11 protein-coding genes, 1 pseudogene and 2 riboswitches are annotated in these 15,371 nt (G+C 72.1%); of the genes and pseudogenes, 4 read left to right on the top strand and 8 right to left on the bottom strand.

Annotated elements, in window-relative coordinates; genetic code table 11:
* Positions 1-46: 46 nt before the first annotated feature.
* The 5 genes and pseudogenes from DJ476_RS04245 to DJ476_RS04225 form a co-directional block, all read right to left on the bottom strand.
* Positions 47-856, bottom strand: a complete 810-nt coding sequence (locus DJ476_RS04245) for an enoyl-CoA hydratase (RefSeq protein ID WP_103421865.1) — start codon at positions 854-856, stop codon at positions 47-49.
* Positions 853-1,742 (bottom strand): annotated as a pseudogene (gene mmsB, locus DJ476_RS04240) (3-hydroxyisobutyrate dehydrogenase). Before mmsB ends, DJ476_RS04245 begins: the two are co-directional and overlap by 4 nt.
* Before the next feature lie 38 nt (positions 1,743-1,780).
* Positions 1,781-2,848, bottom strand: a complete 1,068-nt coding sequence (locus DJ476_RS04235; protein ID WP_103421867.1) for an enoyl-CoA hydratase/isomerase family protein — start codon at positions 2,846-2,848, stop codon at positions 1,781-1,783.
* On the bottom strand, positions 2,845-3,999 hold the full coding sequence (locus tag DJ476_RS04230; protein WP_112489869.1) for an acyl-CoA dehydrogenase family protein: 1,155 nt from the start codon (positions 3,997-3,999) through the stop codon (positions 2,845-2,847). The genes DJ476_RS04235 and DJ476_RS04230 overlap by 4 nt, the downstream gene beginning before the upstream one ends.
* On the bottom strand, positions 3,996-5,498 hold the full coding sequence (locus tag DJ476_RS04225; RefSeq protein ID WP_112489868.1) for a CoA-acylating methylmalonate-semialdehyde dehydrogenase: 1,503 nt from the start codon (positions 5,496-5,498) through the stop codon (positions 3,996-3,998). Before DJ476_RS04225 ends, DJ476_RS04230 begins: the two co-directional genes overlap by 4 nt.
* A gap of 228 nt (positions 5,499-5,726) precedes the next feature.
* Positions 5,727-5,905: riboswitch (cobalamin riboswitch) on the bottom strand.
* Between the two features lie 190 nt (positions 5,906-6,095).
* On the opposite strand from DJ476_RS04225, the gene cobF reads away from it, so the two are divergent.
* Positions 6,096-6,899, top strand: a complete 804-nt coding sequence (gene cobF, locus DJ476_RS04220) for a precorrin-6A synthase (deacetylating) (protein ID WP_103421869.1) — start codon at positions 6,096-6,098, stop codon at positions 6,897-6,899.
* 144 nt (positions 6,900-7,043) lie between these two features.
* Here the strand turns inward: cobF and DJ476_RS04215 are convergent, their stop codons facing one another.
* Complete coding sequence (locus DJ476_RS04215) at positions 7,044-7,241, bottom strand: hypothetical protein (protein WP_070201227.1); 198 nt, start codon at positions 7,239-7,241, stop codon at positions 7,044-7,046.
* Positions 7,242-7,514: 273 nt separating this feature from the next.
* Positions 7,515-7,731: riboswitch (cobalamin riboswitch) on the top strand.
* A 161-nt stretch (positions 7,732-7,892) separates the two neighbouring features.
* On the opposite strand from DJ476_RS04215, the gene metE reads away from it, so the two are divergent.
* From metE to DJ476_RS04200, 3 genes are all read left to right on the top strand, one after another.
* On the top strand, positions 7,893-10,217 hold the full coding sequence (gene metE, locus DJ476_RS04210; RefSeq protein ID WP_112489867.1) for a 5-methyltetrahydropteroyltriglutamate--homocysteine S-methyltransferase: 2,325 nt from the start codon (positions 7,893-7,895) through the stop codon (positions 10,215-10,217).
* A gap of 215 nt (positions 10,218-10,432) precedes the next feature.
* Entirely contained in the window at positions 10,433-11,989 is a 1,557-nt protein-coding gene (locus DJ476_RS04205; protein ID WP_112489866.1) for a pyridoxal phosphate-dependent decarboxylase family protein, read from the top strand.
* Between the two features lie 37 nt (positions 11,990-12,026).
* Positions 12,027-13,415, top strand: a complete 1,389-nt coding sequence (locus DJ476_RS04200) for a lysine N(6)-hydroxylase/L-ornithine N(5)-oxygenase family protein (RefSeq protein WP_112489865.1) — start codon at positions 12,027-12,029, stop codon at positions 13,413-13,415.
* A 67-nt stretch (positions 13,416-13,482) separates the two neighbouring features.
* On the opposite strand, the gene DJ476_RS04195 is transcribed toward DJ476_RS04200, so the two are convergent.
* Together DJ476_RS04195 and DJ476_RS04190 are read right to left on the bottom strand one after the other, a co-directional pair.
* Positions 13,483-14,445, bottom strand: a complete 963-nt coding sequence (locus tag DJ476_RS04195; protein ID WP_112489864.1) for an electron transfer flavoprotein subunit alpha/FixB family protein — start codon at positions 14,443-14,445, stop codon at positions 13,483-13,485.
* 68 nt (positions 14,446-14,513) lie between these two features.
* Complete coding sequence (locus DJ476_RS04190; RefSeq protein WP_103421934.1) at positions 14,514-15,299, bottom strand: electron transfer flavoprotein subunit beta/FixA family protein; 786 nt, start codon at positions 15,297-15,299, stop codon at positions 14,514-14,516.
* Positions 15,300-15,371 lie beyond the last annotated feature (72 nt).

Genomic DNA, 15,371 nt, shown 5'->3' with positions numbered 1-15,371 from the left:
CCCTCCCCGTTGCGGGGTGGGCAGAGGGCGCCGGGGTGTGCGGGTCTCAGCGGTGGGTGAACTCCGCGGGCCGCTTCTCGGTGAAGGCCTTCATGCCCTCCTTCTGGTCGGCCGTCGCGAACACCGCGTGGAACAGGCGGCGTTCGAAGCGGACGCCCTCCGCGAGCGTGGTCTCGAAGGCACGGTTCACCGCCTCCTTCGCCATCATCGCGACCGGCGCCGACATCCCGGCGACCGTCTCCGCGACCGCCAGCGCCTCCGTCAGCAGCTCCGCGTCCGGGACGATCCGGGAGACCAGCCCGGCCCGTTCCGCCTCCTGGACGTCCATGTTCCGGCCGGTGAGACAGAGGTCCATCGCCTTGGCCTTGCCGACCGCCCGGGTCAGCCGCTGGGAGCCGCCGATGCCGGGGATCACCCCGAGGCGGATCTCCGGCTGCCCGAAGACGGCCGACTCCGAGGCGATCACCAGATCGCAGAGCATCGCCAGCTCGCACCCCCCGCCCAGGGCGTAGCCCCGTACGGCGGCGATCGTCGGGGTCCGGAGCTGGCCGAGCCGGTCCCAGGCGGTGAACCAGTCGCTGAGGTACATGTCCATGTAGCTCTGCGGCTGCATCTCCTTGATGTCCGCCCCCGCCGCGAACGCCTTCTCACCGCTGCCGGTGATGACGATGCAGCCGACATCCGGGTCCCGGTCCAGCGCCTCGGCCGCCTCCACCGTCTCCCGCATGACCTCCAGGCTCAGCGCGTTGAGCGCCTTGGGGCGGTTCAGGGTGAGCAGGGCCGTACGGCCCCGGCGCTCGACCAGGATCGTCCCGTACGGACCCGGGGTGGCGGGGGTGTCGTCGTGCTCGCTCATGCGGGGGTGCCTTCCTGCGTTTCGGTGGTCTGCGACGAAGCGGCCCGGATCGCGCGGACGATCCCGGAGAAGTCCTGGTCCGCCCCGGCCCCTTCCGCGAACCGGGCGTACAACTCGGCTGCCTTGAGCCCCAGTTCGGCGTCGATGCCGCCCGCGCGCAGGGCGTTGGCGGCCAGCCCGAGATCCTTCGCCATCAGGGGGCGGCGAAGCCGGGGCGGTAGTCGCGGTTGGCCGGGCTGGTCGGGACCGGGCCGGGGACGGGGCAGTTGACGGTGAGGGCCCAGCACTGGCCGGAGGCCGCCGAGGCCACGTCGTACAGCGCCTGGTCGGAGAGGCCGAGGCTCTCGGCGAGGACGAACGCCTCGCTGACGGCGATCATCGAGACGCCGAGGATCATGTTGTTGCAGATCTTCGCCGCCTGCCCGGCACCGGCCCCGCCGCAGTGCACCGCCTTCTTCCCCATCACGGAGAGCAGTGGCTCGGCCGCCGCGAACGCGGTCTCCTCGCCCCCGGCCATGAAGGTGAGCGTGCCCGCCTCGGCGCCCACCACCCCGCCGGAGACGGGGGCGTCCAGCGAGCGGTGACCGGTCGCCGCCGCTGCCGCGTGGGCGGCGCGGGAGTCGGCCACGTCGATGGTGGAGCAGTCGACGAACAGCGTGCCGGGGCGGGCCGCTTCGAGCAGCCCTTCCTGCCCGTAGAGGGAGAGGACATGGCGGCCGGCGGGCAGCATGGTGATCACCACGTCGGCCACCGCGGCCGCCTCCGTGGCGGACTTCGCCCGCTCCACCCCGCTCTCCTCGGCGGCGGCCAGACAGCTCTCCACCAGGTCGTGGCCGAGCACCCGGTATCCGGCCCGGACGAGGTTGGCGGCCATCGGGCCGCCCATGTGGCCGAGGCCGATGAACGCGACGGTCGTGGTGGTGGTCACCAGGGCACCTCCTGCGGTGAGTCGGCTGCGGCGAGGACCAGTTCCCCGTCGCCGGTCGGTGCGAAGTACCGGGCCACGTCCGCCTCCGTGACCTCCACGAGGGTCCCCGGGGTCCAGCGGGGGGTACGGTCCTTGTCGATCACCTGGGCCCGGATGCCCTCCACCAGATCGGCGGAGGAGAGCGCCGCGTACGAGACGCGGTACTCCTGCTCCAGCACCCGCTCCAGCGGCCCGAGTTCACGGGCCCGGCGCAGCGCGGCGAGGGTGACCTTGAGCGCGACGGGCGAACGGCCCAGGACCGTCTTCGCCGCCTCACCGGCCGCCGGGGCGTCGGAGGCGAGCAGCCGCTCCACGATCTCCTCGACCGTGTCGGCGGCGTAACAGTGGTCGATCCAGGCCCGGTCGGCCTCCAGCGTCCCGGGGGGCGCCTCCCGGACGTGGCGGCCCAGCACCTCGGGGACCTCCTCCGTCCGCAGCGCGGCGAGGAACGCGGGCAGCTCGTCCGCCGGTACGAAGTGGTCGGCCAGCCCGCACAGCAGCGCGTCCCGGGCCCCCACCACCGCCCCGGTCAGGGCGAGATGGGTGCCCAGCTCCCCGGGGGCCAGGGCCAGCAGATACGTACCCCCGACGTCCGGCACGAAGCCGATCCCGGTCTCCGGCATGGCCACCTTCGACCGCTCGGTGACGATCCGGACGCTGCCGTGCGCCGAGACACCTACCCCGCCGCCCATCACGATGCCGTCCATGACGGCCACGTACGGCTTCGGATAGCGGGCGATCCGGGCGTTCAGCCGGTACTCGTCGCGCCAGAACGCCGCCGACGCCTTGCCGCCCGCGCGGGCGTCCTCGTAGATGGACCGGATGTCGCCGCCCGCGCACAGGCCGCGCTCCCCGGCCCCGGTGATGACGACCGTGGCCACCTCCGGGTCGTGCTCCCACCGGTCCAGGGCCGCCGCGACCGTCCCGACCATGTCGTGGGTCAGGGCGTTGAGCGCCTTGGGCCGGTTCAGGGTCACCACCCCCGTACGCCCCTCGGTGCGGACGACGACGTGCTCCTCGGTCATCGCAGGGCTCCCGTCAGACTCCGGGCCACAATGACGCGCATGATCTCGTTGGCCCCTTCCAGGATCTGGTGGACCCGCAGGTCCCGGACGATCTTCTCGATGCCGTACTCGGAGAGATAGCCGTAGCCACCGTGGAGTTGGAGCGCCCGGTCCGCGACCGCGTACCCGGTGTCGGTGGCGAACCGCTTGGCCATCGCGCACAACTCCGGTGCCCCCGGCGACTTCCGGTCCAGCGCCTCGGCGGCCTGCCGCACCAGTGCCCGGGCGGCGGCCAGTTCGGTCGCCATGTCGGCCAGCCGGAACTGCAGCGCCTGCGCCTCCAGCAGCCGGGCCCCGAACGCCTCCCGGTCCGCGAGATGGGCCAGGGACCGGTCCAGCGCGCTCTGCGCACCGCCCAACGAGCAGGCGGCGATGCCGAGTCGGCCGCCGTTGAGGCCGTTCATCGCGATCCGGAAGCCCTCGCCCTCGGCGCCCAGCATCCGGTCGGCCGGGATGCGCACGCCGTCGAGCATGACCTGCCGGGTGGGCTGCGCGTTCCACCCCATCTTCTTCTCGTTGGCCCCGAACGAGAGCCCCGCGTCGTCCCGTTCGACGAGGAGCGCGGAGATCCCGCCGGGACCGCTGTCGCCCGTGCGGGCCAGCACGATGTAGAGGTGCGTGGCGCCCGCCCCGGAGATGAACTGCTTCGTCCCCGTCAGGACGTAGTGGTCGCCGTCGCGCTCGGCGCGGGTGCGCAGCGCCGCCGCGTCGGAGCCCGCGCCCGGCTCGGTCAGGCAGTAACTGCCCAGCTGCTCCATGGTGCACAGCTCCGGCAGATACCGGGCGCGCTGGGCGTCGGTGCCGTACTGGTCGACCATCCAGGCGACCATGTTGTGGATCGAGAGGTACCCGGCGACCGACGGGCAGCCGGTGGCCAGGGCCTCGAAGACGAGGACCCCGTCGGAGCGGGACAGCCCGGAGCCGCCCACCTCCTCCCGTACGTACACACCTCCGAGACCGAGGTCCGCCGCCTTCCGCAGGACGTCGACGGGGAAGTGCTTCTCCTGGTCCCAGGCCACCGCGTGCGGGGCCAGGTGCTCCTGGGCGAAGTCGAGTGTGGTCTCGACGACCGCGAGCTGGTCGTCGCTGAGCAGGGTGGTCACAGCGGTCATCCCATGGTCGGAATCGTGAAGCTCGCACCGTCCCGGATCCCGGAGGCGGGCCAGCGCGAAGTGACGGTCTTGGTACGGGTGTAGAAGCGGATGGCGTCCGGTCCGTGCTGGTTCAGGTCCCCGAAGCCGGAGCGCTTCCAGCCGCCGAACGTGTGGTACGCCACCGGCACCGGGATCGGCACGTTCACGCCGACCATCCCGGTGTCGACGCGGCGGGTGAAGTCGCGGGCGATGTCGCCGTCACGGGTGAAGAGGGCGACGCCGTTGCCGTACGCGTGCTCCGAGGGCAGCCGCAGCGCCTCCTCGTAGTCCGCCGCACGGACCACGGAGAGCACGGGCCCGAAGATCTCCTCCTGGTAGATCCGCATGTCCGGGGTGACCCGGTCGAAGAGCGAGGCGCCCGCGAAGAACCCGTCCTCATGGCCTTCGAGGGTGAAGTCCCGCCCGTCCACGACGAGTTCGGCGCCCTCCTCGACACCGAGGTCGACATAGCCGCGCACCCGGTCCACCGCGTCCCGGCCCACCAGCGGCCCGAAGTCGGCGTCCGGGTCGTCCGAGCGGCCGATCCGCAGCTCACCGATCCGCTCGGTGAGCCTGGCGACCAGTGCGTCGGCGGTTGCCTCACCGACCGGCACGGCCACCGAGATCGCCATGCACCGCTCGCCCGCCGAGCCGTACCCGGCCCCGATCAGCGCGTCCACCGCCTGGTCGAGATCGGCGTCCGGCATCACGATCATGTGGTTCTTGGCCCCGCCGAAACACTGCGCCCGCTTGCCGTGGGCGGCGGCCGTCGCGTAGATGTGCGCGGCGATCGGCGTCGAGCCGACGAAGCCGAGCGCCTTGACGCGCGGGTCCTCCAGCAGGGTGTCCACGGGCTCCTTGCCGCCGTTGACGACGTTCAGGACCCCCGGCGGAAGCCCGGCCTCCAGGAAGAGTTCGGCCAGCCGCAGCGGCACCGACGGGTCGCGCTCCGAGGGCTTGAGGATGAAGGCGTTACCGCAGGCCAGAGCGGGCGCGGCCTTCCAGAGCGGGATCATCGCCGGGAAGTTGAACGGGGTGATGCCCGCGACCACGCCCAGCGGCCGGCGCAGCGAGTGGACATCGATCCCGGCGCCCGCGTTGTCGGTGAACTCGCCCTTCAGCAGATGCGGGACACCGGCCGCGAACTCCACCACGTCCAGGCCGCGCGCGATGTCGCCGTGCGCGTCGGCCACGGTCTTGCCGTGCTCGGAGGAGAGCAGCCGGGCCAGGGAGTCCTTCTCCTTCTCCACCAGCTGGAGGAAGCGCAGCAGCACCCGGGCGCGGCGCTGCGGGTTCCACTCGCCCCACTCCCGCTGCGCCTCGGCGGCATCGGCGATGGCCGCCTCGGTCTCGGACCGGCCGGCCAGCGGCACCCGGGCCTGGACCTGTCCGGTGTTGGGGTCGTAGACATCGCCGTACGTGCCCGAGGCGCCGGGCGTGTGCTTGCCGCCGATGAAATGGGTGAGTTCGCGGACCATGGAAACCTGCTCTCGTCGGTGAGATCGTCAGGAGAGATCCGGGGATGGCGCACGGCTGCCACCGGCCCACGCACCGGTCGGGTGCACGGGGGCGCGGAAGGGCTGCCGCCAGGGGGGACGCGAAGGGCGGGGGCCGTCAGGGGGCGGGGAGAACCGCTCGCCGGGACGGGCCTGCGGGGCCGTGGGTGCGCACCGGTGCCATGCGTGTCTGCTCCATCCTCGTGGAAACACGGAACAATCCCCGTGGCCGGTATCCTGACTCCCGGATCAGCGCACGCCCTCTTGCCTTCCCGACGGCTGGTTCGTCGTCAGTGGCGTGTCCTGCGAGGACGGACTCCCCGGTCACAGTGGCGGGACCGCGCCGGAATCGCACCGGCTTCCCTGACACCACGGGCCTTCGAGGCGCCTGGCACCATGCCGGTCGCCCCTCTGCTCACGAACATATAGTTGGACGTCCTAGTAAGTCCACCCCGCCTCGCTCCGACATGCGCGCCCTTGCCCCTTGCCCCGGCCGGGGGCCTGCCTGTGCTGGTCGGTGCGGTGGCCGCCTCGCCCCCTGCCCGGCCCGGCCGGCCCGTCCTGGCATGATCGGCCGACATGAGCGACGCACCACCACGCCACATCCTCGTCATCGGCATGGGCGCCGGCGACCCCGACCACCTGACCCTCGCCGCGATCAAGGCGATGCGCCGGGCGCAGGTCTTCTTCGTGCTCGGCAAGGGCCGTGAGAAGGAGTCCCTCACCCGGCTGCGACGGGACATCCTGGCCGAACACCTCACCGGCCCCTACCGGGTCGTCGAGGCCGAGGACCCCTGGCGGGACCGCACCCAGGACGACCGGGGGCGCTACACCTCGGCGGTCCACGACTGGCGCCACCGCCGCGCCGACATCTGCGAACGCCTGATCATCGAGGAGCTGGCACCGGGGGAGTGCGGGGCGTTCCTGGTCTGGGGCGACCCGTCCCTGTACGACAGCACCCTGGCGATCCTGGAGGACATCCAGGACCGGGGAACGGTGGAATTCGGCCATGAGGTGATTCCCGGCATCAGCAGCGTCTCCGCCCTCGCCGCCCGCCACCGTACGTCCCTGAACCAGGTCGGCCGCCCGATCCACATCACCCCCGGCCGACGGCTCGCGGAGGGGTTCCCGGACGACGACGGCGACATCGTGGTGATGCTCGACGGCCACGAGAGCTTCACCCATCTGACGGGCCGGGGGCTCTGGATCTACTGGGGCGCCTACATCGGCACCCCGGACGAACTCCTGGTCTCCGGCCCGCTCGACGAGGTCGCGGACCGGATCAGCCGGGTCCGCGCCGAGGCCCGCGAACGGCACGGCTGGATCATGGACACGTACCTGCTGCGGCAGGGGCCGGGGACGCCGGGCGGCGCGAGGGGCTGAGGGGCGCCTCGGCATCCCGGAGGCGTCGGGTGGTGCGGCGCCGCTGATGGGCCCCGGCCCGTGGGCGGGGGCCCGGACAAGGGGTGGCGGGCCGGGCGAGGCGCGGGCGGCGGCGCCGCACCTCGTCGTCGGGCCCTGCCGGGGTCAGCTCCGGGACTCGTGCGCCCGGATCAGGCCGAGCCCATGGCCGAGGCTCGGGCACTCGGCGCTCAGGTCGTTGCCCCGCACCAGATAGTTGTCCACGCGCCCGTCGGTGGCGCGCTCCACGGCCCGGTACTGCGTGCCGTTCACCGTGATCGTCCAGCCGTCGCCGTCCTGGGCCCAGCCGACTGTCTTCTTCATACAGCGCTCCCCTTCTCTCCTCGCCGCCGCGGGTCGGCGGCCGTGTATTGGCAAGAAGAACGGCCTGTGACGCTCTGTGGTTCCGCCTCGCCTACGCCATTCGGTTACATCTGTGTCACCGTGCCACCACGAGCTGACCGGAAGTCAGCGAACGGGCGAAGAGGAGCGGAATCCGGGCCGTCCGAAGCCGCCGGGCGCCCTCCGTACGGAGTCCGTGTCTCATATCACCGTCCGAAGTGTGAACAACGGTGTGCGCCCGGCGGTCGTCCGCTTAGGGTGACCGGTGCAGCTGGTTCGCCCCGTCAGCCGGACGGGAGCGTCGTAAGAGGGAACCCGGTGGGAATCCGGGACTGCCCCGCAGCGGTGAGCGGGAACGACCGCCGTCATACGCACTGGACCCGGACGGGTCTGGGAAGCGACGGCCACTAGGTGTCTGCCCCCGGCAGACGTGCCCGCGAGTCCGAAGACCTGCCCGTTGCCCGCACGCGACCGTTCGTGTGCGGAGTTCCCGGTGACCTCGTGGGCGGGTCGGCGTAACCGTCGGGTGGACGGACACGGTCAGCGTGTCGTGTTTCCGCCCGATCCGTCACTCCTTCGCGTCCGCGTTCCGTTCCGGGAACAGCTGGAGACATGCTCGCGAAGGAGAGTCACGTGACAGCGAAGCCCGCAGCCGCGGCAGCACGGGCCACCGTGTACGGCTACCCCCGCCAGGGTCAGAACCGTGAACTGAAGAAGGCCATCGAGGGCTACTGGAAGGGCCGCGTCGACGCGGACACCCTCCGGCAGACCGCCGCCGAACTGCGCCGGGGCACCTGGCAGCAGCTCGCCGAGGCCGGCGTCCACGAAGTGCCGACCGGTGATTTCTCGTACTACGACCACGTCCTGGACACCAGTGTCATGGTCGGCGCTGTCCCCGAGCGGCACCGCGCGGCGGTCGACGCGGACGCCCTCGACGGCTACTTCGCCATGGCCCGCGGCACCCAGGACGTGGCGCCGCTGGAGATGACCAAGTGGTTCGACACCAACTACCACTACCTGGTACCCGAGTTGGGCCCGGACACGGTGTTCACCGCCGACTCCGCCAAGCAGGTCGAGGAGTTCAAGGAGGCCCTGGCGCTCGGCCACACCCCGCGCCCGGTCCTGGTCGGCCCCGTCACCTACCTCCTGCTCGCCAAGGCGGCCCCCGGCGTCGCCGCCGACTTCGAGCCGCTGACCCTGCTGGACCGGGTGCTGCCCGTGTACGCCGAGGTCCTCGCGGACCTGCGGGCCGCGGGCGCCGAGTGGGTGCAGCTGGACGAGCCCGCCCTCGTCCAGGACCGCACCCCGGCCGAGCTGAACGCCACCGCCCGCGCCTACCGCGAGCTGGGCTCCCTGGCCGACCGGCCGAAGCTGCTGGTCGCCTCCTACTTCGGGCGGCTCGGGGAGGCCCTGCCCGTCCTGGCCAAGTCCCCGGTCGAGGGGATCGCGCTGGACTTCACCGAGTCCGGCGCCGCCAACCTCGACGACCTCGCGGCGGCCGGCGGACTGCCCGGCAAGCGGCTGGTCGCGGGCGTCGTCAACGGCCGCAACATCTGGATCAACGACTACGAGAAGTCGCTCGCCACCCTCGGCACGCTCCTCGGCCTCGCGGACCACGTCGACGTCTCGGCCTCCTCCTCCCTCCTGCACGTCCCGCTGGACGCCACGGCCGAGCAGGACATCGACCCGCAGGTGCTGCGCTGGCTGGCCTTCGCCCGGCAGAAGACCACCGAGATCGTCACCCTGGCCAAGGGGCTCTCCCAGGGCACCGAGGCCATCGCCGCCGAACTCGCCGCCAACCGGGCCGACCTGGCCTCCCGCGCCGACGCCCCCATCACCCGCGACCCGGCCGTCCGGGCCCGTACGGCGGCCATCACCGACGCCGACGGCCGCCGCTCCCAGCCGTACGCCGAGCGGACCGTCGCCCAGCGCGCCCACCTGGGGCTGCCGCTGCTGCCGACCACCACCATCGGCTCGTTCCCGCAGACCACCGAACTCCGCACCGCCCGCGCCGACCTGCGGGCCGGCCGGATCGACGGGGCCGGGTACGAGGAGCGCATCAAGGACGAGATCCGCGAGGTCCTCTCCTTCCAGGAGAAGGCCGGGATCGACGTCCTGGTCCACGGCGAGCCCGAACGCAACGACATGGTGCAGTACTTCGCGGAGCAGCTCACCGGCTACCTCGCCACCCAGCACGGCTGGGTCCAGTCGTACGGCACCCGCTACGTCCGCCCGCCGGTCCTCGCCGGGGACATCTCGCGCCCCGAGCCGATGACCGTGCGCTGGACGGCGTACGCGCAGTCGCTCACCGAGCGCCCGGTCAAGGGCATGCTCACCGGGCCGGTCACCATGCTCGCCTGGTCCTTCGTCCGCGACGACCAGCCGCTCGGCGAGACCGCCCGCCAGGTCGCCCTCGCCCTGCGCGACGAGGTCAACGACCTGGAGACGAACGGTACTTCGGTGATCCAGGTCGACGAGCCCGCACTGCGCGAGACGCTGCCCCTGCGCGCCGCCGGGCACGCCGCGTACCTGGAGTGGGCGACCGAGTCCTTCCGCCTCGCCACCTCCGGGGTGCGGCCGGACACCCAGATCCACACCCACATGTGCTACGCCGAGTTCGGTGACATCGTCCAGGCCATCGACGACCTCGACGCCGACGTCATCAGCCTGGAGGCCGCCCGCTCCCACATGCAGGTCGCCCGCGAACTGGCCGCCCATGGCTACCCGCGCGAGGCCGGACCCGGCGTCTACGACATCCACTCCCCGCGCATCCCGAGCACCGAGGAAGCGGCGGCCCTGCTGCGCAAGGGGCTTGAGGCCATCCCGGCTGAGCGGCTGTGGGTGAACCCCGACTGCGGCCTGAAGACCCGCGGCTGGCCCGAGACCCGGGCCTCCCTGGAGAACCTGGTCGCCGCCGCGCGGGAGATCCGCGCGGAGCTGCCCACCGACGCGGCATGATCCGCCCCGGTGCGGGAGCGGCCACCGCCGTTTCCGTACCGGGTCACCGCACTTGAGACCCGCTGCCCCCGACTTCGGTCGGGGGCACGCTCGTTCGGAAGCCCGGCCGGTCGGGGCGGGTGGCCGGAGTGCATTCTTCCCCGACGGGGGAGTTAGGTTAGCCTAACCAGCGAATCCCGGTTGTGGATCTTGCACTCCGATCGAAGGGCTTCGCCATGGAGCGTGCTCAGGGCCCCGCCCAATTCCCCCTGGAGCGCGGCGGTACGGGAGACCTCCTCGCAGGCGGCGCCGACGGGCCCGGCCGGCTGCGCGCCCTGACCTCGGTCGTCCTGGACACGCTGGAGACCGCCGCCCGCGCCCGGGGCGGGCCCCTGCCCGCCGGAGGTCCGGATGCCGTGGCCCGGCGGACCGCCGCCCTGTGCGACCCGGTGCTGCCGGAGGAGGGCGTCGGCGCCGAGGCGGCCCTCGCGGATCTCGTACGGGCGGTGGCCGAGGGCGCCGCCGACCCGGCCGACCCCGCCTGCGTCGCCCATCTGCACTGCCCGCCCCTCGCCGTGGCGGTCGCGGCGGAGGTGGCCGGGGCAGCCCTCAACCCCTCGATGGACTCCTGGGACCAGGCGCCCGCCGCCGGGGTGATCGAGGAGCTGACCACCGCCGCCCTGGCCCGGCTCGTCCACCCGGACGCCCCCGCCCCCGACGCCCTCATCACCAGCGGCGGCACCGAATCCAACCTGGTCGCCCTGCTCCTCGCCCGCGAACGGGCCGCGCCCGGCCCCCTCCGCGTGATGACCGGCGCCAACGCCCACCACAGCGTCCACCGGGCCGCCTGGATGCTCGGCCTCCCCGCCCCGGTCGTCGTCCCCTGCACCGACGGCCGCATCGACCCCGCTGCCCTCGACCGCACCCTGGCCGCACTCGACGGCGCGCCGGCCCTGGTCGTCGCCACCGCCGGGACCACCGACGAAGGCCGGATCGACCCGCTCCCCGAGATCGCGGACATCGCGGAGCGGTACGGAGCCGAACTCCACGTCGACGCGGCATACGGCGGGCCTCTCCTCTTCAGCGAGCGCCTGGCGCCCCTGCTCAAGGGGCTCGACCGCGCCGTCTCCGTAACGTTCGACCTGCACAAGCTCGGCTGGCAGCCGGTCGCCGCCGGAGTGCTGGCCGTCGCGGACACCGCCCTGCTCGCCCCGCTCTCCCTGCGCACCGACTACCTCAACGCCGACGACGACACCGAGGCCGGGCTGCCCGACCTGCTCGGCCGCTCGATCCGCACGACCCGGCGCCCCGACGCGCTGAAGATCGCGGCCACTTTCCGGGCGCTCGGCCGCCGTGGACTGAGCGAACTGGTCGAGCACTGCGTACGTACGGCGGAGGAGTTCGGCCGGGCCGTCGACGCCCGGCCCGCACTGCGCCGTCGGCCGGGCCCGATCGGGATCAGCACCGTGCTGTTCCGGCCGGTCGTGGCCGACGCACTGGGACCGGAGGCCGGGGACGCCGTCGTCGCGGAGGTCCGTCGCACCCTGCTCCTGGACGGCCGGGCAGTCCTGGGGCGGGCGGTGGCCGAGGACGGTGACGGACACCACCGGCTCTGGCTCAAGGCCACGCTCCTGCACCCCGTCGCGGCGACGGCCGACCTGCTGCCGCTGCTCGATCTCGTGGCGGAGGCGGCGGAACGGGCGGCGAGCGGAGAAGGAGACGGCGGCGATGACCACAGCGAAGGCGGTGGAGGCGATACCGCCGCCCCCGCCGAGGAAAGGCTGTCGCCATGACGTTGCCGACGCGCACGAAATCCGTTGGAGGAACCGCATGACGCCCGCACCGCGAACACCGCCTCTCGACCTGCTGGGGGTGGGTGCAGGCCCCTTCAACCTCTCGCTCGCCGCCCTCGCCGACGGCGTACCCGGCCTGCGCACCGCCTTCCACGAGCAGCGCACCGCCTTCCACTGGCACCCCGGACTGCTCATCGAGGGAGCGACTCTTCAAGTCCCCTTCCTGGCGGACCTGGTGAGCCTGGTGGAGCCCACAAGCCCCTGGTGCTACCTGAATTACCTCAAGACCCGGCGCAGGCTCTTCCCGTTCTACTTCGCGGAGCGCTTCCACATCCACCGCTCCGAGTTCGACAACTACCTGCGCTGGGTGAGCACCGAACTGCCCTCCACCCACTTCGGCCACCGCGTCGACACCATCGCCTGGGACGCGGGGGAGGACGCGTTCGCCGTCGACTTCACCCGGCTCGGCCCGGACGGCGAGACGCTGGGAGGCGGGCTCGCCCAGGCCCGGCACCTCGCCCTCGGGGTCGGCACCGCGCCGTACGTCCCCGAGCCGCTGAGGGCCCTGGCCGCCGACCCCGTACCCCTCGTCCTGCACTCCGCCGACTACCTCGCCCAGCGGGACCGGCTGCTCGCCGCCCGCCACATCACCGTCGTCGGGTCGGGGCAGTCGGGCGCCGAAGTCCTGCTGGATCTGCTGAGGTTGCGGCCCGAGGGCGCGGAGGGGCTCACCTGGCTCGCCCGTACCCCGGCCTTCGCACCGATGGAGTACAGCAAGATCGGCCTCGAGCAGTTCACCCCGGACTACACCCGCTACTTCCACGGCCTCCCGCAGGCCACCCGGGACCGGCTGCTGCCCAGCCAGTGGCAGCTCTACAAGGGCGTCAGCGGGGACACGCTCGGGGACATCCACGACGAGCTGTACCGCCGCAGCCTCGGCGGCGACTGGCCCGACGTCACGCTCACCCCCGGCATCGAGGTCACCGGCGCCTCCCTCACGGACGGCGGCCGCATACGACTCGCCGTCGAACACGGCCAGCAGGAGGCCCGGGGCAGCCTCACCACGGACGCCGTGGTCCTGGCCACCGGGTACCGGGAACGCCCGCTCGACACCCTGCTCGCCTCCCTGGACCCGTACATCGTCCGCGACAGTGCCGGACGTCCACAGGTCGACGAGAGCCAACGGCTCGTCCTCGCACCGGAGATCGAGGGATCGGTCTTCGTGCAGAACGCCGAACGGCACACGCACGGGGTCGGCACCCCCGACCTGGGCCTGGCCGCCTGGCGCTCCGCCGTCATCATCAACACGCTGACGGGCAAGGAGACTTACCCACTGCCGGACCGGACCGCCTTCACCACGTTCGGACTCGGCGCGGCCGGGGACCGTGGCGGGGTGCCGGGCCGTCCGGCGAAGGAGCGCGGCTGATACGGCTCCGGGCCGCATGGTGGGGTTCACCGTGCGGCCCGGAGGGGTGGAGCGGGAGGGAAGGGGGTCAGCTCTTGCGGTTGTTGATCTCTTCGGTGAGCTGGGGCACGACGGTGAAGAGGTCGCCGACGACGCCGTAGTCGACGAGGTCGAAGATCGGGGCCTCGGGGTCCTTGTTGACCGCGACGATCGTCTTCGAGGTCTGCATCCCCGCCCGGTGCTGGATCGCCCCCGAGATACCGGAGGCGATGTACAGCTGCGGGGAGACGGACTTACCCGTCTGGCCGACCTGGGAGGTGTGCGGGTACCAGCCCGCGTCCACCGCAGCACGCGACGCCCCCACCGCAGCCCCCAGGCTGTCCGCGAGGGCCTCGATCAGGGGGAAGTTCTCCGCCCCGTTCACCCCGCGACCGCCCGAGACCACGATCGCGGCCTCGGTCAGCTCCGGACGCCCGGTCGACTCACGCGGCGTCCGCGCAACCACCTTCGTCCCCGTCGCCGCCGCACCGAACGACACGTTCAGCGCCTCCACCGCACCCGCAGCAGCAGCCGGCTCGACCGGAGCCGAGTTCGGCTTCACCGTGATGACCGGAACACCCTTCGACACCCGGGACTTCGTGGTGAAAGAAGCGGCGAAGGCCGCCTGAGTGGCGACGGGACCCTGGGAACCGGCCTCCAGATCGGTGGCGTCGGTGATGATCCCCGACCCGATCCGCAGCGCCAGACGCGCCGCGATCTCCTTGCCCTCCGCGGAGGACACCACCAGCACCGCCACCGGGGAGACCGCATCGAACGCGGCCTGCAGGGCATCCACCTTCGGCACCACGAGGTACTCCGCGAACTCGGAGGCATCCGCCGTCAGGACCCGCACGGCACCGTGCTCGCCCAGCACCCCGGCGGTCGCTTCGGCACCCGCACCCAGGGCGACGGCGACGGGGTCACCGATACGGCGGGCCAGCGTCAGCAGCTCCAGGGTGGGCTTGCGGACCGCACCGTCCACGTGATCGACCAGAACAAGAACATCAGCCATGACAACGCACTCCAGACACAGAGACAGAAGAGACAGAAGAGAGGGAGGGAATCACCCGGGGGCGGGGCTCAGATGAACTTCTGGCCCGCGAGGAACTCGGCCAGCTGCCTGCCGCCCTCACCCTCGTCCTTCACGATCGTGCCCGCCGTCCGCGCCGGCCGCTCCGCCGCCTCGTCCACAGCCGTCCACGCACCCTCCAGACCGACCTCGTCCGCCTCGATCCCCAGATCATCCAGATCCAGCGACTGAACCGGCTTCTTCTTCGCCGCCATGATCCCCTTGAACGAGGGGTAACGCGCCTCACCGGACTGGTCGGTCACCGACACCACCGCCGGCAGCGACGCCTCGAGCTGCTCCGATGCCGTGTCACCGTCACGCCGCCCGCTCACCACACCGCCGTTCACCGCGACCTCGGACAGCAGCGTCACCTGCGGCACACCCAGACGCTCCGCCAGCAGGGCCGGGAGGACGCCCATGACACCGTCGGTCGAGGCCATCCCGCAGATCACCAGGTCGTAACCGGTCTTCTCGACCGCCTTCGCCAGCACCAGCGACGTCCCCATCACATCCGTGCCGTGCAGATCGTCGTCCTCGACATGGACCGCCTTGTCCGCACCCATCGACAGAGCCTTGCGCAGCGCGTCCTTCGCGTCCTCCGGACCCACCGTCACCACAGTGATCTCCGCGCCGTCCGCCCCGTCCGCGATCTGCAACGCCTGCTCGACCGCGTACTCGTCCAGCTCCGACAACAGACCGTCCACATCCTCACGGTCCACCGTCAGGTCATCGGCGAAACGCCGGTCACCGGTCGCGTCGGGCACATACTTCACACAGACAACGATCCTCAAGCTCACGCCGGCTCTCCTGCCTACCTCGGTGTGGTCCCTGCCGATCAGGCCCGGTTCCACCTGGGTGTGGTTTCGTAA

Source organism: Streptomyces bacillaris (assembly GCF_003268675.1).
Classification (GTDB): Bacteria; Actinomycetota; Actinomycetes; order Streptomycetales; family Streptomycetaceae; genus Streptomyces; species Streptomyces bacillaris.
Note: the sequence above shows the minus strand (reverse complement) of the source record. Positions and strands in the feature narration are given on the sequence as shown.